This is a genomic window from Caldithrix abyssi DSM 13497 (assembly GCF_001886815.1).
Classification (GTDB): domain Bacteria; phylum Calditrichota; class Calditrichia; order Calditrichales; family Calditrichaceae; genus Caldithrix; species Caldithrix abyssi.
Map to the genome: position 1 here is coordinate 1,396,282 of NZ_CP018099.1, position 20,389 is coordinate 1,416,670.

Below are 20,389 nucleotides of genomic sequence, written 5' to 3' on the forward strand. Positions count from 1 at the left end.
TCAATCTTTATTTGTAACGGGCTTTTGAACGGCGGCCTCTATTTTATTTTCTGCCCATTGAAAATAGCCCAGCTGTCCAAGGGCTCCGAAAAGAACAACGTAAAAGGGATGCAAAAAAGAGACGATGGGAAAAACGACCAACGATCTTAAATCTTTTAAGGTACGCGCCGCTTTATTCATGAATAAAAATTCGCCGCCCATTTTCAGCGTCCAGATCAATAAAAAACCGCCGGAAATAGAAAAGGTAGAAAGACTGTACACGGTTTTTCCGGCTAACAACAGGTTAAACAGGTAATACAAAATCAGCCCAATGGTTACCTTTGCAGGGTAGTCAAAACCTTTGCTGGCGTATCGGAGGCGTTGATGGAGGAATTTAGACCACAGGCGCGGAGGATTGTTAAACACATGCGCATGGGCGTCGTTTGCGTATTTTATTTTGTATTTACCGGCCTCGCGTACCAGGGTTAAAAACAGATCGTCGTCGCCGGAAAGGTGCGCTTTATAAGGCCCAAAACCGCCAATTTCCTCGTACAATGTTTTGCGATAGGCCATGTTGGTTCCCACGCAGGTCAAAGGCCAGCCCAGTCCGGTAGAAGCGGCGGCTATAGCGGCATGAGAAAGGTATTCCAGGGCCAACAAACGCTTAACAAAATGGCGCGCCGGTTTAATGCGGTAGGGAGCATAACCGATGACCATGTGCGTGTCGTCGGTAAAGTAGGAAACCATCGTTTCCACCCATCGGTAGCCCGGGCGACCGTCCGCATCCGTCAATAAAATAATTTCGCCCCTGGCCTGTTGTAGCGCCGTGTGGATGGCCCGTTTTTTTGGGGCAAAATCAGGAATCCGGTCATTGATGGTGACGGCCTTAAAGCGCCTGTCTTTGGATGCATACTGGTGAATAATTTGCGGCGTGCGGTCGGTGGAACGATCATTGACAATAATAAATTCTATTTTTTCATCGGGATAATTTTGCCGCGCCAGACGTTTCAGGCAGTCCGGTAAGTTCTTTTCCTCATTATGTGCGCAAACAATCACGCTTACCGCGGGCTTTGACGCAGTGCGCTTTTGCCGGTTGAGCCTTAAAAATCCTCTGTAAAAAAAGAGAATGGTTAAAACAAAGCCGATGGTTAATATCAGTAAAATCGTATCGATCATCATTTTTTTACTCCTAACTGCTCAGGAATTTAATCCCATTCGTTAATATTTCAAAATGATTTCTGCAAAATAAGAGACCATGGCGCCAAATAGATTCCCATGAGCGCTGGCAGGCAGGATAGGCAAAAGACTTTCCGCCATTTTGTGTGATTGCCCCTGCGGAGGGTTTAATTAATTTTTTTTGCTTTTTTGACGAAAATATTATTGCTAAATAATTGATCTTTCTATATAATTGAATAATGGTAAAGGGAGGCTCAATATTATGAAAAATGGCTACAAATTTTTTCTTTTTATTATTTTAATATTTTTTAGCATAAAAATTTTACAAGCTCAGTCGCCCTGGTACGTTATTCATGATGAAATGAGCTCTTTGCCCATCAATGGCGCACTTTCCCTGACTTACGATTTAAAGGAAATTTACGCAGTGGGCAATGAGGGCAATTTGTTTGAAACGCGCGACTATGGGCAGGGATGGAATCAGATCCATTTTGGCATTTCGGCTAACTTAAATTCCATCGCCTATCAATATGGTTTTACGGGCGCAATGGGGCAAAATAATAAGGTGAATCAGGAACTTCCTTCGGAAATGATTACGCACACTATAAATTTAGTTATTTGCGGCGATGGAGGTAACATTATCCGCTACGATCCAGCCTCTCAGCAGGTGGTTATCATCGATACGGTAACCAGCGAGAACTTAAACTGGGTAATTTACGATTTTTACCGTGACTATTATTGGATCGTCGGCGATAATGGATTTTTAGCCTATTCAAACGATGCTGGTTTACGCTGGCAGAAAATGTTTATCAATCCGCCGCGCTTTGATATTAAAAAAGTTATGGTCGATTACGACTATCTGTTGCTCTTTGGCGATGACAGCGTAAACACCTACATAAAAAAGATGGAAGTGATTAACGGAGTAAACTTTAACGAAGTGGGAACGGATACGCTATTTAATCAAACCTTTGTGAATTTTGCTCGTGGGGGCGATTATAGCTTTTTAAGCTATTTTCTTACCAAAACGCCGCAAGACAGCTTATATTTGTGGCAATTTGAAACATATAATTTCCCCAATATTAGCTATTTTAAATCCGAGCCGTTACCGTTTACGAACGCCGTCGGTATGGCGGTTTGGAGTGATTATAATCAGGAAAAAAGCGAGGTGTGGGTTACTACGCCGAACGGCCAGATATGGAGTCTGGATAATAGAAATGGGTGGCATGTAACGTTTCAGGATAATCAAAACCGGCCCTTAGGCCCCATTATTGCAGCAAACGATCAGTCCGTTGGCGGGATTGCCCTGGGTAATGCCGGATTTACCGTGTTTAATGGATTTGTTAACCTGTGGACTTCCCCCAGGCCAGAAGAATTGGTGCGTGAAAAATTAGAATCGTTTGCCGTCAAATTCTCCAATATTCCAGATTTAACAACCTTATCTCAGGGAGTCAATGTTAAAAGTAATTATTCCGGTAGCCTGCCGTTAGAAATTACGCTGGATGCGCAAGATCCGTCTTTAGCCGTCTTTTCAATCATACGCCCATTGTTTCCCGGAGCCTTTCCTGGCGAAAGCTGGGAGGTAATTTTTTCAGGCGGAATCCATGCCAATGTGGATTCTGCAAACCTTAAGTTTCTCAGGCCCTTTAGCTTTGACCTGAATTTTTACCCCGATCGATCATTCTCCTTTGATTACGAGTACAGGGGAAGTTCATTAAAAACTATCAGTACTTCCACCAACTGGGTAACCGCCTTTTTTAACGAAGATCAATACCTGGACCTGGTTACCTACGTTCAGGATACCCTGGTTGTCTTTATGTCTATCAATGCTCCGGAGCGTATCGAAAAAAGAATACCCATGCCGGGGATAACGCTTAACAGGGGAATTAAAAATCAACTAAAAGTGCTGGATGTGAATCAGGATAACCTACCCGATTTGCTTCTGTTTGATAGCGATCATTTAATTTTATTGATCAATAACAGCCAGGGGACGGAAGTAAGTTTTTACAAAGGGCAGGCAACTTACACCGCTTCCAATATCAAGGATGTAATCCCCTTTAATGAGGATGAAAACGAATTAACGGATTTATTGATTTTAACCTTCGATATTTCGATTATTAAAAATATTGATGAAAACAGAATCGATCTATCCAACCAATTTTTTCTTTACTCCAATGTGTCGGGCGTTACAGCGGTTAAGCTGGGAGATATTGATGGGAATTTGAAAAAAGATCTGGTTTTCGTGGATGGAGGAACGGTTCTTGCCCGCCTGGCCGATCCGGACTTTGGGCTTGTCGAATCTTATTACACCGATACGCTGATTGTAAGTGATTATTACGATATTGCACTCGCCGATCTGGATCATGCTCCGCCTGCTGAAATTGTTGCCCTGGGCCCCGAGCGAGTCGATGCCATTTCTTTTTTAAATCGTTATTCTAACGACCAGAATTATATTCGCACGCTGTTCACCTTTGCCAACCCCGATGAAAATCAATTGCGATTAGCGGTGGACGATTTTGGAGGCGATATTAACACGGATTTCCAAAATATACTGGATATCGCTTTGATTAATGGCGATAGTTTGTTTATTTACCAGAACCTCACCAATTATCCTGATGATATCGTGTTCTCGGAAAACCCGATTTTTAAAGTGGGGCTGGGAAAATATTATGACCAGATTCTGGTGTTAGACTATTGGGCGCAGGCCACTCCCGAAATGGCCCTCATCGAAAAGTTTACCGGTTCGCTTGATTTGCTTGAAAAGGGGATGTCGTGGACGCCGGAACTGTTTGCCGATTCGGTGAGTAAATTCGAAGTGCGTCTTTCGTGGACGCCCTTTCCTCCGGATATGGGAACGCTTGAATACTATCAGGTGACCAGAAGCACCAGCCCGGATTTTAACTATGACGTTGTCACCTTTAATGTAAACGATCCCTATTTTGTCGATAGCGGCGTCTGGCCGTTCCAGGATTTCTGGTACCGCGTGGAGGCAGTTTACAACGGAGGGCTGAGGTCCAACGCCTCTGATGTGCTGCACATTAAAACTTACCGTGAACTGCTCAACACTTTAAGCGGCGTGCTGGCAGATACCACTTTGCCCTATTTGGCCTTAACCGATTTAACCGTACCGGTTGTGGATTCACTGCTTATTGCCAACGGCGTGGAAATCGCTTTTAATCCCAACACCGGCCTTTATGTTTACGGCAAACTGAAGGTGATTGGCGGCGGCGATCAAAAAATGGTGGCGTTTTTTGAACGAGATTCCCTGTGGGAAGGCGTCTTTTTGTTCCAGAATGCCGATACCGCCTTCTTTGAGTGGTGGAACATGCATGGCGCTAAAAATGGGATTACGGTGTATGAAAGACCGTTGAAAATGCGCTTTGGGGGGATTGTGGGCTGCCAGCAGGCGATGAAAATAGAAAACAGCGACTTCTGGTTAGAAAATATGTTGATTGATTCCTGCCTGATCGGAATTGAGACCAATGCCAGCGCAAAGGGTTTTATCAAAAATATTGATGTCTTACGCACCAGAGATTTTAGCTTATTGGCCAGAGGCCTTTCTACTTTAAACGTGAAAAACAGCATTATCTGGGAAAACCTGGGACCGCTTGCCGGCATGGATAGCGCAAAAATATTTATTGAATATTCAACGGTCGATAGTTTAGGCCAGCGCGTGCTGAGCCGGCATATTTCCAGATTAGCGCCTATTTTTGACTTTGAGAACGAAGAAGATCCGTTCAGAATTCATCCCATGTCGCCGACGATTGACGCCGGCGATCCTAACGATCCCTTTGACCTGGAGCCAGCTCCAAACGGCGGTAGAATCAATCAGGGCACGTTTGGCAATACGCCCTGGGCCACACCCAGCCTGCAACCGAGAATCGCTACCAGAGCGGTAAAATCGCTGTTGCATGCCTATCCCGGCGAAAAGGATTCCGCCGTTGTATTCATTAAAAACTATGGCTATGCGGATCTGAGTATCGACAGCCTCTTTTTTAAACGATCGATTTTTGAGATGCAAGGGCTGGCGCAAAGGATGATCGCGCCGCAGGACAGCATGCCCATCACGGTGTTGTTCCGCCCCCCAAAACGCGGCCTGTACCGGGATACCCTGCTTATCGCCTGCAACGATCCCCATTTGCCGCAAAAGGTTTACGCCCAGACCTTTGAAGGCGTGGCGCCTAATTCAAAGCCGGTTCTGGTAAATGAACCGCCGAGCGTCGCATTTGTTGACAGCCTGTACAAATACCGGCCGATGTTTATGGATCTCGATGGCGATTCGGTCACTATTCAGCCTGTGGTTTTGCCGGGCTGGTTAACACTGAGTAACTCCGGAGAACTGATCGGCACGCCTGCTGCGGCAGACACCGGAAAACATCCCGTACGTTTGCGCTACTCCGACCAGCACGGCGGCATCGATAGCCTGAGCTATGCCATCGATGTAATTGACCTGAGCCAGGAAGTACAGGTGTTCCCGATTATCAGGGCATTTGTGGCAGGGGGCAATATCAGCGCTCAGGCCGCAATTCAGATTTTCATCGCCATAATGGATTCTACCACCAATGAAGTTAAAGAAGCCACGGCCAGTTATCATATCTATGGCCGGTTGTTTAAAGAAGGTTTGATTGGGCCGGTGTTAGAAGTTGATACCGTCGGCGTTACTCAACTCCGGTTTTATCCCCTGTCAGACGGCAATTATCGTTTTGTTTTAAGCGCCAGCCGATTGCTCCCCTCCGGCAAAGAGATCAAAGCCGTAACGGAAGTTTTCTTTAAAATCGTCGCTTCGCTTAAAGCATTTGATCGGTTCCGGTGGCACATGGTGGCCTTTCCGCGTCCGGAGGTTATTCACTGGGAACAATTTAACTACGCCGATTCGGCGGCGGTCTTATTCCGCTGGAATTCCCCCGAAAAAAAATATGTTCCGGTTCAACGCGATCAAATTTTACCCGGTTTCGCCTTCTGGTTAATGCCGCTTACAAGAATAAATTTTGATTTAAATCCCATGCCCGTTCCCGAGGTTGCAGCCGAACCCATTCAGAGCGAAATAAAATTAGTAAAGGGTTGGAATCAAATCGGCTTGCCCTGGCCATATTATAAAAAATGGGTCAATATGGAGTTCGTAAATAGCTCGACCCAGCAAAAGATGAGCCTGCAAGAAGCCATTATCGACACCCTCATTCAGCCGGCGGTTTTTTGGTTTGAACAATCGCCAGAATTTATTGGCTACCATGTGGAAGCGCTGGATTCTTCCACCTTTGCCAGGCCATGGCTGGGATACTGGATTTACGCCAACAGCGAACTTTCAATTTATGTGGAAAACATTCCAGATTTTCCGCCGTCCATCACCGAAGCTGCAGCCGCGCCAGTGAATCTCGCAAAAGTTATCTCTAAAAACAGTATGAACCAGTGGACGTTAAATTTCGTACTGCAGTGCGATAAACTGGTGGATGATTACAATGTGGTGGGCCTGAGCGAGCGGCCGGATGCCTTACGCGTTTTTGAACCGCCTGTTTTCAATGAATTTGTTTCTCTTTACGTTTCCGAAGGAAAGCGCGCCTATTGCCAGAGCTTTAAACCGTTATTGGATGAAGATAAACCCTATGAATACTGGGATCTGTCGGTTGCCACGGCTGTTCAAGACCGGGAACACCATTTAAGATGGGAAACGCTCTCTTCTGGCCAGCAAGAGCTCTATGCCTATTTAGTGGATTTAAATAACGAAAAGGTCATCAATCTGGCAGAAGAAGAGGAATATGTGTTCACGCCCTCTGCAGGCGCTTACAACTTCAGATTATATGTCAGCAAAGATCAAAACTTTAAACCCTCGATTATCCCTTTGCAGTACACCTTAACTCAAAATTTTCCGAATCCCTTCAACCCAACAACGACCATTAAGGTGGGGATTCCGGAAAACGGCCGGAACGAGAGAGTTACCCTTAAAGTATTTGATGTGTTGGGTAAAGAAATAAAAACGCTGTGCGACGGAAATCTGTCTCCTGGCTTCCATAAATTTGAATGGGATGGCACCAATGCAACGGGGGATGCCGTGGCCTCGGGCATCTATTTCTACCAGTTGCAGGCCGGCGGCGTTTCGGTAATGCGTAAGATGGTGTTGCTGCGCTAACGGAACGGTTTTGTTAGATCAACGGGCAGAAGCGAATTTAGGTAAGGCCGGTTTTGAGTTTGCGGAGGCAAATCGGGCAAACGGAAGAGGCGTTGAGTTTAGTTCGCCTGTGTAAAAATAGGTGGTAGTTGTACCGGCCGGTTGTTTGGCAAAGGATTAAAATTTCCGCAAATGGTAAATTCTTTTTAAGCTTCAAAAAAAGTTTACGCCAGCAGTGTGTTTGTTCTTTAAATGGAAATCTTGATGGTTTCTCTTGTTCTACGGTATATTCCTTTGCCCATAATTTTTTTTAAATTCAGCCAATTTTTTGTAAATTAACTCTCTTAACAAACTCACGAGGGAAGAAGATGGGTGAAATACGTTTATTCAAAGAAAATGATCTCTCCCGTTTGCTGGTTTTTTGTAATCGTAACATGGAATTAGATCATTTTACGGAACCGCTTTTACGAGAAAAAATTCTGGAAGACCCCGCGTATGATCCGCAGAATGTATTGATTTATGAAGAAGACGCTCAAATTATTGGTTTTATTGATGGCGTAACGCGCACCATAAGAGACGAAAAAATCGGCTATGTAAAATTAATGGCTGTTGACAAAAAACACCGCAGAAAAGGAATAGGCGCCTTGCTTTATCAGGCGCTGGAAAAACGCTTTAAGGAAGCGGGCATGCAAAAGGTGCGTGTTTACGACGTGCCCTTTAATTACTTTATGCCCGGCATCGATCCCCGTTACACGCCGGCCCTTTCTTTTTTTGAAGTACAGGGGTTTAAGCGTTTTGCAGACACTTCTAATATGATCGTAGATCTGACTGCTCAAACATTCGATACCACAGAGCAGGAGAAAAAATTGCTGGGCGATGGTATTGTGATCCGACGTGCGGATTATGATGACCGGGACGAACTAATGGCCTTCATCGATGAATTTTTTGGGCTCTGGCGTTACGAAGTAATGAACGCCTACAATTCCATTCCCATCGCCATCCACATCGCTTTAATCAATGATAAAATCCGCGCTTTTTCGGCGCACAACGGTAATAACTTTGGCACCGGCTGGTTCGGTCCCATGGGAACCCATCCCGATCTGCGCGGTAAGGGAATTGGCGGTATTTTGCTCAAACGCTGTTTGAACGACATGAAAGAGTGGGGACTGGAAAAATCGATTATTCCCTGGGTGGGGCCCATCCGTTTTTATTCTTACTATGTTAATGCCGTTGTTGATCGCGTATTCTGGCGTTACGAAAAGGTTTTATAATAACCAATAAAAATATAAATTAGAAATTTTCAGAAAAATTTTGTATATTTAGCGCCAATTTCCTTATATCGGAGTTTTGGGCGGCCGGCAATGAAAAAACTGAAAATTGGCCTGGTGTTAGGCGGCGGAGGCGCAAGAGGGCTGGCTCATATTGGGGTCATTAAAGGGCTGGTCAGGCATGGAATTCCCATCCACTGTGTGTCCGGAGCCAGTATGGGCGCCATTGTCGGCGCGGCGTATGCTTTGTTTGGCGATATCCATAAAGTCGAAAGTGTTTTTAAAGATTTTTTTACAGGCGAGAAATACAGGGCGTTAAAAGGCGATTCCGTTGATTTGAGTTCTGTTGAAGAGCCGGAAGATTTTTTCCATTTTATCGCCCAGGTCGTAAAAAGGCGTATTGTGATTAACATGGCGGTTAATCGACGGGGATTGATCAGTTCGGATCGACTGGAAACGGCCATTAAATATTTAATACCCAATGTAAAAATTGAGGAGATGTCCATTCCCTTTGCCTGCACAGCGTTGAATTTAGTGAGCGGAAAAGAGTACCTATTTAAAAAGGGAAAATTACACACGGCTTTGCTGGCCAGCGCTTCCATTCCAGGGTATCTGGCGCCTGTAAAAGAGAACAATTTTGAATGGGTTGACGGGGCAGCCATTAATAATTTTCCGGTGGAAGTTTGTAAGCAAATGGGCGCGCAGTTTAATATTGTGTGCGATGTTTCGGCAGGGCTGGAAGAAGCAAAGAATTTTAAGAACGTAATTGAAGTGTTTATCCGTACGCACAAAGCGGCGGTACACAAGTTAAATGAAAAATTGCTGGAAAAAGCAGATTTTGTGCTCAAGCCGCCGATCGGCGACAAAAAATGGACGGAATTTGAAAAAATAGATTTTTTTATTCAACAGGGCGAGCTTGCCGTCGAGCAAAATATTAAGTTATTGAAGAAGGAACTTAAAAAACGTTCCGGGTGGTTTTATAATCTGAAACGGAAATACTTGCATTAACGCTAACGAGGATTATGCGCAGAGCTATCATACTGATTATCGATGGAGTAGGAATCGGTGAACTGCCGGATGCAGATCAATATCAGGATCGGGGCAGCAATACCCTGGCCAATCTGGCGCGCCATTTTAACGGCCTGCAGTTGCCCAATCTCGAAAGGCTGGGAATAGGTAAAATTCATCCGATTCCGGGCATTCAAAGCGATCTTAAAGCCGAAGCCAATTATGGAAAAATGGCTGAAATTTCGCCGGGTAAAGATTCCACAACCGGCCACTGGGAGTTAGCCGGGTTGATTTTAAAAGAGCCATTTCCCGTTTATCCCAATGGATTTCCGGAAGAAATATTAAATGAATTTACCAGAAGAACCGGCTATGAGGTTTTGGGCAACAAGCCTGCTTCCGGTACAGAAATTATTAAGGAACTGGGCGAAGAACATTTGCGCACCGGAAAATTAATTGTTTACACCTCGGCAGATTCCGTGTTCCAGATTGCCGCCCATCAGGACGTGGTGCCTCTGGAAAAATTGTACGAAATCTGCAAAATCGCGCGGGAAATTTTAACCGGAAAACATGCGGTTGCGCGCGTTATTGCCCGGCCTTTTGTGGGAAAATCGGCTGAAGATTTTGTCCGAACGCCTTATCGTAAAGATTTTTCCATTAAACCGTTCAGCAAGACCATTTTACAAATTCTCAGTGAAAATGGTTGGCCGACCGTGGGCATTGGCAAGATTAACGATCTGTATGCTCACACGGGTATTCAGAAAACGGTAAAGACCAAAAACAACCAGGAAGTAATGCAGGCCATTTTAAAGGAACTTAATGAAACGAACAGCGGTTTAATCATGGCCAATCTGGTGGATTTTGATATGTTGTGGGGCCATCGAAACGATCCGGAAGGCTTTTACAAAGGATTAAAGCAATTTGATAGCTGGCTACCGGAACTGGAAAAATCAATGGCCCGGGAAGATATGGTGATCATAACCGCAGACCACGGAAATGACCCGACAACGCCCAGTACCGACCATTCTCGCGAATATGTGCCATTGCTGGTGTTTGGAAAAGAGTTGAAACAGGATGTTAATCTTGGAGTGCGAGAAACTTTTGCCGATGTACAGGCTGCACTAAGTGAATATTTTGATGTGCCTGGTACGGGAAACGGTAAAAGTTTTATGTCCCAAATTTTGTAATTTAAAATCAAATAAAAGATGAAGTTTAATACGAATGGGGTTATGGCAAAAAATCAAAACAACGCTAACCCACGGCGCTCGCAAGGCGGGCAAAAAGTCTGGCGAATTTTCGCACTTGAGTAAACAAAAAATTCATGAACTGGGAATCAAAAAACAGCTCGAAGAAAAGTTACTTGATTTAGGCGGGTTAATCTATCAAAAGGCCGTGCAAAAAGAAAAATTAAATTTTGAACAAGACTTAAGCGTCAGGCATTTAATAGAACAAATTAAAGAGCTGGAAAAAGAGTTAGAGCTTGTGGAGGCGGAATTAAAAGAGAAGCCGGACAGAAGCATGAAATAATAGGTTTGTATTCAACGTTTAACTATTTTAATATATAAAGTACAATCAAAAAAAATGGGGTAGGTTAAGTGAGTGATTTTTTTATCAGCAAAAATCAGTCTTTAGAAAATTATTTACGTGAGATCGGGGAAGTGCCTTTGTTAACGCCCGATGAAGAGATCGAACTGGCCAAGCGCATTAAGCAGGGCGATCAAAGAGCCCTGAAAAAATTGGTTAGCGCCAATTTACGCTTTGTGGTAAGCGTGGCAAAATCTTACCAGAATTACGGACTTTCGCTGGAAGATTTAATCAACGAGGGCAATTTAGGCCTGATGAAAGCCGCCTATCGTTTCGACGAGACACGCGGTTTTAAATTTATTTCCTACGCGGTGTGGTGGATTAAGCAATCCATTTTACAGGCCATTGCAGAACAATCGAGACTGGTGCGTTTGCCGTTAAATCGCGTCGGGACCCTTACCAAGATCGGCAAGGTTTACAGTCAATTAGAACAGGAATATGAAAGAGAACCAACCCCAGAAGAAATTGCCAACGTACTGGAAGTGGATTCCGGCGATATTACAGATACGATCAAAATGGCCACACGTTCGGTTTCGATGGATTCGCCGCTGCAAAAAAACAGCGATAGCCGCCTGATTGATATTATTCAGAACCAGCAGGATCCGGAGCCGGATGCCGAAGTAATGGGCGAATCGTTAAAAGAAGAAGTGAATTACATCCTTTCCACCTTAACCGCCCGTGAGGCCAGAATTTTAAAACTCTATTTCGGATTGGATGGCGAAAAACCCCATACGCTGGAAGAGATTGGCGTTAAATTCAAATTAACGCGTGAGCGTGTCCGTCAGATTAAGGAAAAAGCTTTGCGACGCCTGCGTCATAGTTCACGGAGCAAGGTTTTACGCTACTATTTAGGATAATTTCGCATTTTTTATTAAATTTTTTATAACTCTGCTTGCTAGCAGAGTTATTTTTTTTTATATTTTGATTTGAATCACATATAGTGTGAGCAGATTTAATCTTAATTCAGGGGCCCAGTTTATGAAGGATGAATCTCGTATTATCTTTATTTCTCGAGATCAACGTAAAATCAAAGAAATCAAAATCTCCCGCTGGAAGCTAATCACCTTCATTAGTGTTTTTTTAATCTCCTTCTTAATTATCGGCAAGATTGGACTGGATTTACTCGTTGATTTTAGCCTGAATTCTGAGATGAAACGCTTAAGCAGAACCAACCTCGTTCTGCAAGACAGGCTGGTAGAGATGAGCCAGAAGTACAAACAGCTAACGGAACAAATCAAAAAAATAGCCGAAACCGACGATCAATTGCGCATGGTGTTAGGTCTGCCCAAACTGAATGAAGATGTGCGTAAGGTAGGTATCGGTGGTTCTGACTATAACTACGAATTGCTCGACCAGGTAAGCGGGTTCGAGGCGCGGATTGATCTTTCTTCGACTCTTAAAAAGATCAATGAATTAGAGCGCGAAGTAAAACTTGAAATGGAGAGCTACCAGAGCCTGTTAAGCACGTTCCACAAAAAACAGGACTCGGTTAGATATCTACCGGCTTTGCGGCCTGTGATTCACGGAGTTATTTCCAGTGGGTTTGGACGGCGATATCACCCGGTTTTTAAAGTAATCCGTTTTCATGAAGGCGTGGATATCAGCGCGCCAACCCACACGCCGGTATTTGCCTCGGCCGATGGTGTGGTGAAGTTTTCTGGCTATAACGGCGGTTACGGCAAAATGGTAGTGCTGGACCATAAGTACGGTTTTCAGACACGCTACGCCCATCTAAGTAAAATTCTGGTTCGCCGCGGTCAGAGAATAAAGCGCGGAGAAAAAATCGGCGAAGTGGGCAATACGGGCATCAGTACGGCGCCGCATTTGCACTACGAAGTGCTTTTGCATGGCAAAAATTTGAATCCGGAACATTTCTTCTTTGATGATCCCGGCCTGAACCAGACAATCGTTGCCAACGCCCAATAAGGATCCGCGCCAGTTTATGAGTGGGTCTTTATGAGTTTCTTAAAAAATTCCGGTCTAAAAATTTGGTGGGGGGTTTTGCCCCTCTTTTTTATTAATCCTCTTTTTTCTCAACAAGTCCGGTTGTTATTTACCGGAGATGTTCTTTTGGCACATCACTTTGAATATTATGTTAAACAACGAATAACCTATCCGTTTGACAAAATTCCCTGGTTTAAAGAAGCCGATGTGTCGGTCATTAACCTGGAGGCGCCGTTCACGAGTTCGGACAGCGCGATGGAAAAACCGTATGTGTTTAAGGCAAAGCCCAAATATGTTGAGGTGTTAAAATATGGCGGCGTTGACCTGGTGAATCTGGCCAACAATCACATTTACGACTATGGTAAAGAAGGGTTGCTGGAAACCCTGGAAACTTTAGAGCGGGCCGGCCTGGCTTTTATTGGCGCCGGCAGAAACATCAACCAGGCGCGCAAACCCGCCATTTTTGAAATCAAAGGACTTAAGCTGGCCTTTATGGGCTACTATGGCCTCAGGGCTCACGAAGAATCCCACCCTGCCACGGAAACAGAACCGGGCACCGCCTTACGCAAACTCAAATATATTAAGGAAGACATTAAACAACTAAAAGACCGTGTTGATTTTATTACGGTTATTTTTCACTGGGGGCAGGAGAAGAAAAATATTCCGGAAGCAGATCAGATCCGTTTTGCGCACCGCGTAATCGACTACGGCGCCGATCTAATTGTCGGTCATCATCCGCACGTGCTGCAGGGTGTGGAAAAATACAAAAAGGGCGTTATTGTCTACTCCCTGGGTAATTTTATCTTTGGCGGCAATAGCCGAACCTACGAAGAAACGGCCGTGTTGCAGGTAAACATTCCTGTGCAAAACCCGGAAGCCTGGTCCGTCAAAATGCTGCCGGTGGCCGTTCGTTACTGGCAGCCGGCGCTGCTTGAGGGCGCCCGAAGAGACAGCGTGTTAAAACATTTAAAAGAATATTCCGAAATATTTGAACAGACGCCTTTGAATTGATCTTTTATTTTTTATATTTAACTTGAATTAATCATTTTCTGATGTTATAATTGGCTCTTTATGAAGGCGCTTGGCGATCTGGTTTTTTAACATGGAAATGGGCAAAATACAGGTGCCTTAGATCTTCGTAAATTAATAGAACGTTAAAGCGAAATTTACATGGAAAATCTGTACTTTCGGCCTCTTTTCAAAGTAGGCGTGTACATTTTTCTAAAAACTGTAAGGGAAGCAAAATGGCGGCAGTAACCAGAAAAGATGTGGAATATATCGCATCGCTGGCAAAATTACGTTTGGATGAGGAAGAAGTCCCGGTTATTACGGATCAACTGAACCGGATTCTTGAGTATGTTGAGCATTTAAATGAGCTGGACACGAGCGATGTTGAACCACTGGCTCATCCCCTTGAATTGCAGAATGTTTTTAGAGAAGATGAAAAAAAGCCATCGTTAAAGCGGGAAGAGGCGTTAAAAAATGCGCCCAGACGAGCCGGCGATTACTTTAGCGTTCCCAAGGTAGTTCGTAAATGAAGGCCGTTTGTGTAATACCCGCAAGATTCGGTTCCAGCCGTTTTCCGGGAAAGCCGCTGGCTAAAATATTGGACAAACCCATGATCCAGTGGGTTTACGAAAGAGCGTCTAAAGCCACATTGTTTGAAAAGGTGCTGGTGGCCACCGATGATCGGCGCATTGCCGACACGGTTACTCGTTTTGGAGGAGCGGTGTGTTTAACGCCATCCGACGTGCCTTCTGGAACGGACCGCGTGGCTCTGGCCGTAAAAGACCTGGATGTCGATGTGGTGGTTAATCTGCAGGGGGACGAACCTTTGATCCAGCCCGAGCTGCTGGACGAGCTGGTTAGCGTTTTCCGGACTCATCCGCAGGTACAAATGGCCACGCCCATCAAACGAATTACCGATTATGAAGATTTGATAAATCCTAACCTGGTGCGCGTGGTAAAAGATAAAGATCATTTTGCCATTTATTTTTCGCGCAGCGTTATCCCCTATTTAAGGGATGTACCGGCTCAAAAGGAGTGGCATAAAAATTTCGATTACTACAAACATGTTGGCATTTACGCCTACCGCAAGGAGTTTTTGTTAAAACTGACAGCGCTGCCGCCCGGCCATCTGGAACAGGCCGAAAAGCTGGAACAGCTGCGCGTACTGGAGAACGGTTTTAAGATTTACACCATTGAAACCGATTACAATTCGGTGAGCGTGGATACGCCCGAAGAGTTAAATCAATTAAATGAACGTTTATTAACGCAGACTAAAGGATAACTATGAAAAATCGAAAGTACATCTTTCTTACCGGAGGCGTCGTTTCATCTCTTGGAAAAGGCATTGCCTGCTCTTCGCTTGGTTTGCTGTTAAAATCCAGAGGCTATAAAGTAACGATTTTAAAATTAGACCCGTACATTAATGTCGATCCGGGAACGATGAGTCCCTACCAGCATGGGGAAGTGTTTGTGACCGATGACGGAGCAGAAACCGATCTGGACCTGGGGCATTACGAACGCTTTTTAGATGAGAATATGACGCGCGACAATAACGCCACGGCCGGACAGGTCTATTTTGAGGTAATTCAAAAAGAGCGTCGCGGAGATTATTTAGGCGCCACGGTGCAGGTTATCCCGCATATTACCGATGCCATCAATCAAAAAATTGAGAAAGTTGGCGAAAAAACCGATGCCGATATTGTGATTGTAGAAATTGGCGGTACGGTGGGCGATATTGAAAGCCAACCCTTTCTGGAGGCGATTCGTCAGTTTAGATTGCAACATGGGCCGGAAGACACGCTGGTCATTCATTTGACGCTGGTGCCTTATATTTCCAGCGCGCATGAGTTGAAGACCAAACCCACACAGCATTCGGTGATGCGCTTAAGAGAAATTGGTTTGCAACCGGACATGCTGTTATGCCGTTCCGATCGTCCCCTGCCGGATAACGTAAAACAGAAGATCGGCTTGTTTTGTAATGTTTCGGCGAATGAGGTCATCGATGCCCTGGATGTCTCCGTCATTTATGAGGTGCCGTTGCAATACGCCGAGGTTAAATTTGATGAACTGGTTCTGGAAAAGTTAAGTCTTGAAAAACGGGAATTAGATATTGAAGCGTGGCGTAAAAAGATCGCCAAATATCAAAAAGTTAAGCGTAAAGTAAAAATTGCCGTTTGCGGTAAATATGTGGAATTACAGGATGCCTACAAGAGCATTATCGCCGCTTTTGAGCATGCGGGTATGGAAAACGACGTAAAAGTAGAGTTAAAATGGATAAATACGGAAACCATAAATGATAAAAATGTGGCAAAAAAATTAGCGGACGTGAGCGGCATTTTGGTGCCCGGTGGATTTGGCGAGCGGGGCATCGAAGGGAAATTGGCGGCCATCCGCTTTGCGCGGGAAAATAAAATTCCCTTTTTGGGAATATGTCTTGGATTGCAGTGCGCGGTAATCGAATATGCCCGAAATGTGCTGGGCAAGTTAGACGCCAACAGCGTCGAATTCGATCCGCATACTTCCAATCCGGTGATTCATTTGATGGAAACGCAGAAATCGATTAAACGCATGGGCGGAACCATGCGCCTGGGCAGCTATCCCTGCAAGCTCAGAAGCGGCACAAAAGCTCACAAAGCTTATGGAACGCTGCAAATTGAAGAGCGCCATCGTCATCGTTACGAGTTCAACAATAGCTATCGCCTGGAGCTGGAAGAAGCGGGCATGATTATTAGCGGGTTGTCGCCCGACGGCGACCTGGTGGAAATGATCGAGTTAAAAGATCATCCCTGGTTTGTTGGCTGTCAGTTTCATCCGGAATTAAAGTCTCGCGTAACGCGCGCTCATCCCCTGTTTCGCGAATTTGTGGCGGCAGCCATTGCCTTCAGCGAAAAAAATTAAAGCCTTTTTTGCTATTCGACGAACATAGAGTTCTGCAAAATGTAAATTTTAGTGTCATTTCGAGGAGCGTAGCGACGAGAAATCTTCTGTTTTTGTTGAAGTTAGAAGATTCCCAATTCTGATGAATCGGGATTCCAAATGACCTGTATGTGCATTTTGCAGAACTCTAATTCGACGAACATAATTGGATACAGCGATCGCAAATGCAAACGGTCGTTGAGATATAAGTGAACCCATGAGGCGAACCAGAGTCAAATTTTTCTGACGACGTCGCAAATTACGAAGTGGTAAAATTTGAACGTAAAATACAGCATGGTTTTGCCGCATTTTTTTTTGAGGTTAAAATATGGCGAAAACGTCGCTGCCCCAACAGGTGATATTGTTCAAGTCTTCCCACCCTGAGCAAAAGGTTCTGAAAGAATGTCTGGAAAAATGGAAAATAAAATATTTCGAGGCCGAAGTATTTGCCAAAATTCCCAATCCTCAGATCATCGAAAAGACGCCCTGCGCCATTGCCATTATTGAAGATGAAAAAGGCGTGGAGTTTTTGCGCTCCATAATGCATTTTTTCCCCTGGACGCAGAGAATAATGCTGGCCGAAAAGCCCGGCGTATCGCTTTTAGAAACCGCCATTAACCGGGCGCACGTCAATTATTTTATAAAATTGCCGCTATCGGAAGAATCTTTGAAAAAATACCTGATCAAGGCCAACCGCCGCTTCAATGCTTATATGCTGCCGCTCCATAAATTTCAGGCCTTAAGCGACGTGACTAAAGATTTAATTGAAGACAACCTGCGTTTTAAAATGGAAGCCGAAAAAGACGCGCTTACCGGACTTCTCAATCGCCGTTCTTTTAATATTTACATGGAAAATTTCTGGCTTTCCTTTTTTAAAAATCAGGAGTTGTTTGCCCTGGCCATGCTGGATATCGATCATTTTAAGTTGGTCAATGACCGATACGGCCACCCGGTTGGCGATATTGTTTTGAAAAATTTTGGCAAAGTGCTGCAGGAAAATTTGCGAAAATCCCAGGATTTTGCCTTCCGCATCGGGGGAGAAGAATTCGCCCTGCTTTCCAAAGGTCTTACCAAAGAATTCATGGCCTCTTATGTGGAGCGTATTTTAAATATTATTCGCGCTTTAAAAATTTCGGCTGATTCCCATGTGGTTACTTTTACCTTTAGCGCAGGCGTTGCCGACGCCACGCAGGTAAACGCGCCGCAAGAATTAGTGCACATCGCCGACAACGCATTGTACCAGGCGAAAAACGGCGGCCGAAATCGCATTGTGATTTACAATAAAACACTGCAGCAGCCCTCAAAGTAAATCCATTCCATGTCTTTTAAAGTAAGGCCCGGCCTTTTGTTTTTGAGCCAACATTTACCATTAATTTGCACGGCTCTTTTCTACTATTTAAGGCAAACTATTGAATCTCATTGAAATAAAAATTAATTTGCTTTCAGGAAAACAAAATTTAAAAAATGAATATATGACAACCATATTTGATCTGTTTGACAATATTCTGGAAGAAGCGGAACGGGAGTTTTACCGGCATCGGTTTGAGCAGGCCCTTGAAAAATGGCAAAGCTATTACCAGATTACCGCTAAAGTCGAGTACAATCTCATCATCAAAGAGATAAAAAAATTAGTAAAGGAAATTAATCCGGCAAAGATCAAATCACTGTCCGATTTACACCGCTGTTTTCGTCTTCTGCGGCAGAGATATCTTGAAAAACAAATTCATCCGTACACCTATCGTATTTTTACAAAATTGTTAACTGATCTTTACGAAAAAGAGTTTAAAACCCATGCGGAAGAAGATGATCTGGCAACTCATGCGATTTTTTTGTATTTAGAAGGCGATCTGGAAAAGGCAAAGCGTCTTTTGGAGCGCTATCTTGAAAAGGATACGGAAAACATGGAGGCCAGAGTTTTTGAAGGACATATTTATCTAAAACAGGGCGAGCAAAAAAAGGCCATTGCCGTGTTAACCAAAAATCTGTTTTTAGCTGCAGACCAGCTTTACGAGGATGATTTGTATCTGTCACAGTTTAAAATGTTGTACGGACGGCTCCATTCCGAGTACGGCCGAAAAGATGTGGCGTTGTGGCTACTGGCCTTTGAAGCCTGGTTTCGGAATTATCTGGTTTTTGAGCAGGACGAGGGCTTTTACAAAATCATGTTGAGGAAAGAACAGAACGAGCGCATCATTCGCGTTAAATACACCCTGGCCGAAAAGTACCGTCATTTTGTGCGTTGTCTTTATATTTCCGAGTATTCACGGCTGTTCATTAAAACCAATAAGGGAATGATTAATGAGATAGAAACCTACATGGAACAATTAGACGTTGCGCTTTTTACGCGCTATCGTAAAAAACGCAAACCACTCAAAATGAATTGATCTTTCAAATCATAAAGTTTATTTACAATAAAAGGCAGGAAATGACGTATGAGGAATAAAGCTGTATTGTTCGATTTTGACGGTGTGGTAGTGAAAAGCATGGAACAGCACTTTAATGCCTGGCGCCAGGCGTTTTTGGAAAAGGGCGTTGAAATTAAAGAAGATGAATTTTTTGTTCTGGAGGGGCAGGGCATTAATACCATCGCACACCATCTTGGCAAAATATACGGTTTGAATCGTCAGCAAGTAGAAGAGGTGATGGAGCGCAAGGTCAATTATTACAATCAGTTCATGACCCTTGAATTTTACGATCACTTTCATGAACTGGTTGAACATTTGCACCGGCGTCAGGTACCGATGGGCGTAGTTACCGGCGGAAACAGATCAAGAGTGGAAAAGATCATTAACGAACATTTTAATCACTATTTTAGGGCGCTGGTAACGGTTGATGATGTGGAGCGGGGCAAACCATTTCCTGATCCTTTTTTAAAAGCGGCGCAAATGTTGAATATGGCTCCGCAAAACTGTATCGTTGTAGAAAACGCTCCCATGGGCATTAAGGGCGCCAAAAGAGCAGGGATGACCGTTGTGGCCATTACGACCACTCTCAAGCCGGACTATTTAAAGCAGGCCGATTATATTGCCCATAATTTTTTAGAAGTTGAAGAGATTCTGAACACGCTTTTGGGTATTGAACGGACAGAAACAATCAAATAATACTGCCGAAATGCAGGGGAAGGGCACGATATTACGGATGCCTTCAGGCGCCGTAGAATCAGTTAGGTTCCTTTATCTGATAGAAGTTGAGCTAAACATCAAGGCGGACGTTAACGGCCCTGTCGCCTTTCATATCGGTTTTAATATCAAACTTTACGCGGTCGCCCTCGCGCAGTCCCCGTTTCTGGAGTGAGATGTGCAGATCGTTGGCGTTCACAAAAATATCGTCTCCTTCGTCGCTGATTATAAAACCATAACCGCGGTCGGCATTCCAGTTTTTAACGCTGCCTTTAACCATGGTTTCTCCTTAA

The 20,389-nt window shown here is 44.3% G+C and carries 16 protein-coding genes; 14 read left to right on the forward strand and 2 right to left on the reverse strand.

Annotated elements, in window-relative coordinates; all coding sequences use genetic code 11:
- Entirely contained in the window at positions 1 to 1,158 is a 1,158-nt protein-coding gene (locus Cabys_RS05535) for a glycosyltransferase (protein WP_006929182.1), read from the reverse strand.
- A 259-nt stretch (positions 1,159 to 1,417) separates the two neighbouring features.
- Between Cabys_RS05535 and Cabys_RS05540 the strand changes: the two genes are divergently transcribed.
- The 14 genes from Cabys_RS05540 to Cabys_RS05605 all read left to right on the forward strand — a co-directional run bounded on the left by Cabys_RS05540 (position 1,418) and on the right by Cabys_RS05605 (position 20,078).
- On the forward strand, positions 1,418 to 7,273 hold the full coding sequence (locus Cabys_RS05540) for a FlgD immunoglobulin-like domain containing protein (protein ID WP_006929183.1): 5,856 nt from the start codon (positions 1,418 to 1,420) through the stop codon (positions 7,271 to 7,273).
- 347 nt (positions 7,274 to 7,620) lie between these two features.
- Positions 7,621 to 8,523: a GNAT family N-acetyltransferase gene (locus tag Cabys_RS05545; RefSeq protein ID WP_006929184.1), complete on the forward strand. Its 903-nt coding sequence runs from the start codon at positions 7,621 to 7,623 to the stop codon at positions 8,521 to 8,523.
- Positions 8,524 to 8,613: 90 nt separating this feature from the next.
- A complete protein-coding gene (locus Cabys_RS05550) occupies positions 8,614 to 9,528 on the forward strand; it encodes a patatin-like phospholipase family protein (RefSeq protein WP_006929185.1) in 915 nt (304 codons plus the stop codon).
- Between the two features lie 11 nt (positions 9,529 to 9,539).
- Entirely contained in the window at positions 9,540 to 10,712 is a 1,173-nt protein-coding gene (locus Cabys_RS05555) for a phosphopentomutase (protein WP_044281220.1), read from the forward strand.
- Positions 10,713 to 10,746: 34 nt separating this feature from the next.
- Complete coding sequence (locus Cabys_RS05560; protein ID WP_006929187.1) at positions 10,747 to 11,052, forward strand: hypothetical protein; 306 nt, start codon at positions 10,747 to 10,749, stop codon at positions 11,050 to 11,052.
- 68 nt (positions 11,053 to 11,120) lie between these two features.
- Complete coding sequence (locus Cabys_RS05565; RefSeq protein ID WP_006929188.1) at positions 11,121 to 11,966, forward strand: sigma-70 family RNA polymerase sigma factor; 846 nt, start codon at positions 11,121 to 11,123, stop codon at positions 11,964 to 11,966.
- Between the two features lie 121 nt (positions 11,967 to 12,087).
- A complete protein-coding gene (locus Cabys_RS05570) occupies positions 12,088 to 13,035 on the forward strand; it encodes a M23 family metallopeptidase (protein WP_006929189.1) in 948 nt (315 codons plus the stop codon).
- 30 nt (positions 13,036 to 13,065) lie between these two features.
- Positions 13,066 to 14,064: a CapA family protein gene (locus Cabys_RS05575; protein ID WP_006929191.1), complete on the forward strand. Its 999-nt coding sequence runs from the start codon at positions 13,066 to 13,068 to the stop codon at positions 14,062 to 14,064.
- A 233-nt stretch (positions 14,065 to 14,297) separates the two neighbouring features.
- On the forward strand, positions 14,298 to 14,591 hold the full coding sequence (gene gatC, locus Cabys_RS05580; protein ID WP_006929193.1) for an Asp-tRNA(Asn)/Glu-tRNA(Gln) amidotransferase subunit GatC: 294 nt from the start codon (positions 14,298 to 14,300) through the stop codon (positions 14,589 to 14,591).
- Positions 14,588 to 15,343, forward strand: a complete 756-nt coding sequence (gene kdsB / locus Cabys_RS05585; protein ID WP_006929194.1) for a 3-deoxy-manno-octulosonate cytidylyltransferase — start codon at positions 14,588 to 14,590, stop codon at positions 15,341 to 15,343. Before gatC ends, kdsB begins: the two co-directional genes overlap by 4 nt.
- 2 nt (positions 15,344 to 15,345) lie before the next feature.
- The gene (locus tag Cabys_RS05590; protein WP_006929200.1) at positions 15,346 to 16,959 is read left to right on the forward strand and encodes a CTP synthase; all 1,614 of its coding nucleotides are present in this window, start codon (positions 15,346 to 15,348) and stop codon (positions 16,957 to 16,959) included.
- 346 nt (positions 16,960 to 17,305) lie between these two features.
- Positions 17,306 to 18,286: a GGDEF domain-containing response regulator gene (locus Cabys_RS05595; protein WP_006929201.1), complete on the forward strand. Its 981-nt coding sequence runs from the start codon at positions 17,306 to 17,308 to the stop codon at positions 18,284 to 18,286.
- A 163-nt stretch (positions 18,287 to 18,449) separates the two neighbouring features.
- Positions 18,450 to 19,361 carry a tetratricopeptide repeat protein gene (locus Cabys_RS05600; protein ID WP_006929203.1) on the forward strand — a complete coding sequence of 304 codons (912 nt, stop codon included), beginning with the start codon at positions 18,450 to 18,452 and terminating at the stop codon, positions 19,359 to 19,361.
- 48 nt (positions 19,362 to 19,409) lie between these two features.
- A complete protein-coding gene (locus Cabys_RS05605; RefSeq protein WP_006929206.1) occupies positions 19,410 to 20,078 on the forward strand; it encodes an HAD family hydrolase in 669 nt (222 codons plus the stop codon).
- A 91-nt stretch (positions 20,079 to 20,169) separates the two neighbouring features.
- On the opposite strand, the gene Cabys_RS05610 is transcribed toward Cabys_RS05605, so the two are convergent.
- Positions 20,170 to 20,376, reverse strand: a complete 207-nt coding sequence (locus tag Cabys_RS05610; protein ID WP_006929209.1) for a cold-shock protein — start codon at positions 20,374 to 20,376, stop codon at positions 20,170 to 20,172.
- Positions 20,377 to 20,389 lie beyond the last annotated feature (13 nt).

What these genes read in the sequence shown, in the direction of transcription:
- Cabys_RS05610 (WP_006929209.1), bottom strand. Translation starts at nt 20,376, where the DNA reads ATGGTTAAAGGCAGCGTTAAAAACTGGAATGCCGACCGCGGTTATGGT.
- Cabys_RS05560 (WP_006929187.1), top strand. Translation starts at nt 10,747, where the DNA reads ATGGGGTTATGGCAAAAAATCAAAACAACGCTAACCCACGGCGCTCGC.
- gatC (WP_006929193.1), top strand. Translation starts at nt 14,298, where the DNA reads ATGGCGGCAGTAACCAGAAAAGATGTGGAATATATCGCATCGCTGGCA.
- Cabys_RS05540 (WP_006929183.1), top strand. Translation starts at nt 1,418, where the DNA reads ATGAAAAATGGCTACAAATTTTTTCTTTTTATTATTTTAATATTTTTT.
- Cabys_RS05595 (WP_006929201.1), top strand. Translation starts at nt 17,306, where the DNA reads ATGGCGAAAACGTCGCTGCCCCAACAGGTGATATTGTTCAAGTCTTCC.
- Cabys_RS05570 (WP_006929189.1), top strand. Translation starts at nt 12,088, where the DNA reads ATGAAGGATGAATCTCGTATTATCTTTATTTCTCGAGATCAACGTAAA.
- Cabys_RS05605 (WP_006929206.1), top strand. Translation starts at nt 19,410, where the DNA reads ATGAGGAATAAAGCTGTATTGTTCGATTTTGACGGTGTGGTAGTGAAA.
- Cabys_RS05575 (WP_006929191.1), top strand. Translation starts at nt 13,066, where the DNA reads ATGAGTTTCTTAAAAAATTCCGGTCTAAAAATTTGGTGGGGGGTTTTG.
- Cabys_RS05545 (WP_006929184.1), top strand. Translation starts at nt 7,621, where the DNA reads ATGGGTGAAATACGTTTATTCAAAGAAAATGATCTCTCCCGTTTGCTG.
- Cabys_RS05550 (WP_006929185.1), top strand. Translation starts at nt 8,614, where the DNA reads ATGAAAAAACTGAAAATTGGCCTGGTGTTAGGCGGCGGAGGCGCAAGA.
- Cabys_RS05600 (WP_006929203.1), top strand. Translation starts at nt 18,450, where the DNA reads ATGACAACCATATTTGATCTGTTTGACAATATTCTGGAAGAAGCGGAA.
- Cabys_RS05590 (WP_006929200.1), top strand. Translation starts at nt 15,346, where the DNA reads ATGAAAAATCGAAAGTACATCTTTCTTACCGGAGGCGTCGTTTCATCT.
- Cabys_RS05535 (WP_006929182.1), bottom strand. Translation starts at nt 1,158, where the DNA reads ATGATGATCGATACGATTTTACTGATATTAACCATCGGCTTTGTTTTA.
- kdsB (WP_006929194.1), top strand. Translation starts at nt 14,588, where the DNA reads ATGAAGGCCGTTTGTGTAATACCCGCAAGATTCGGTTCCAGCCGTTTT.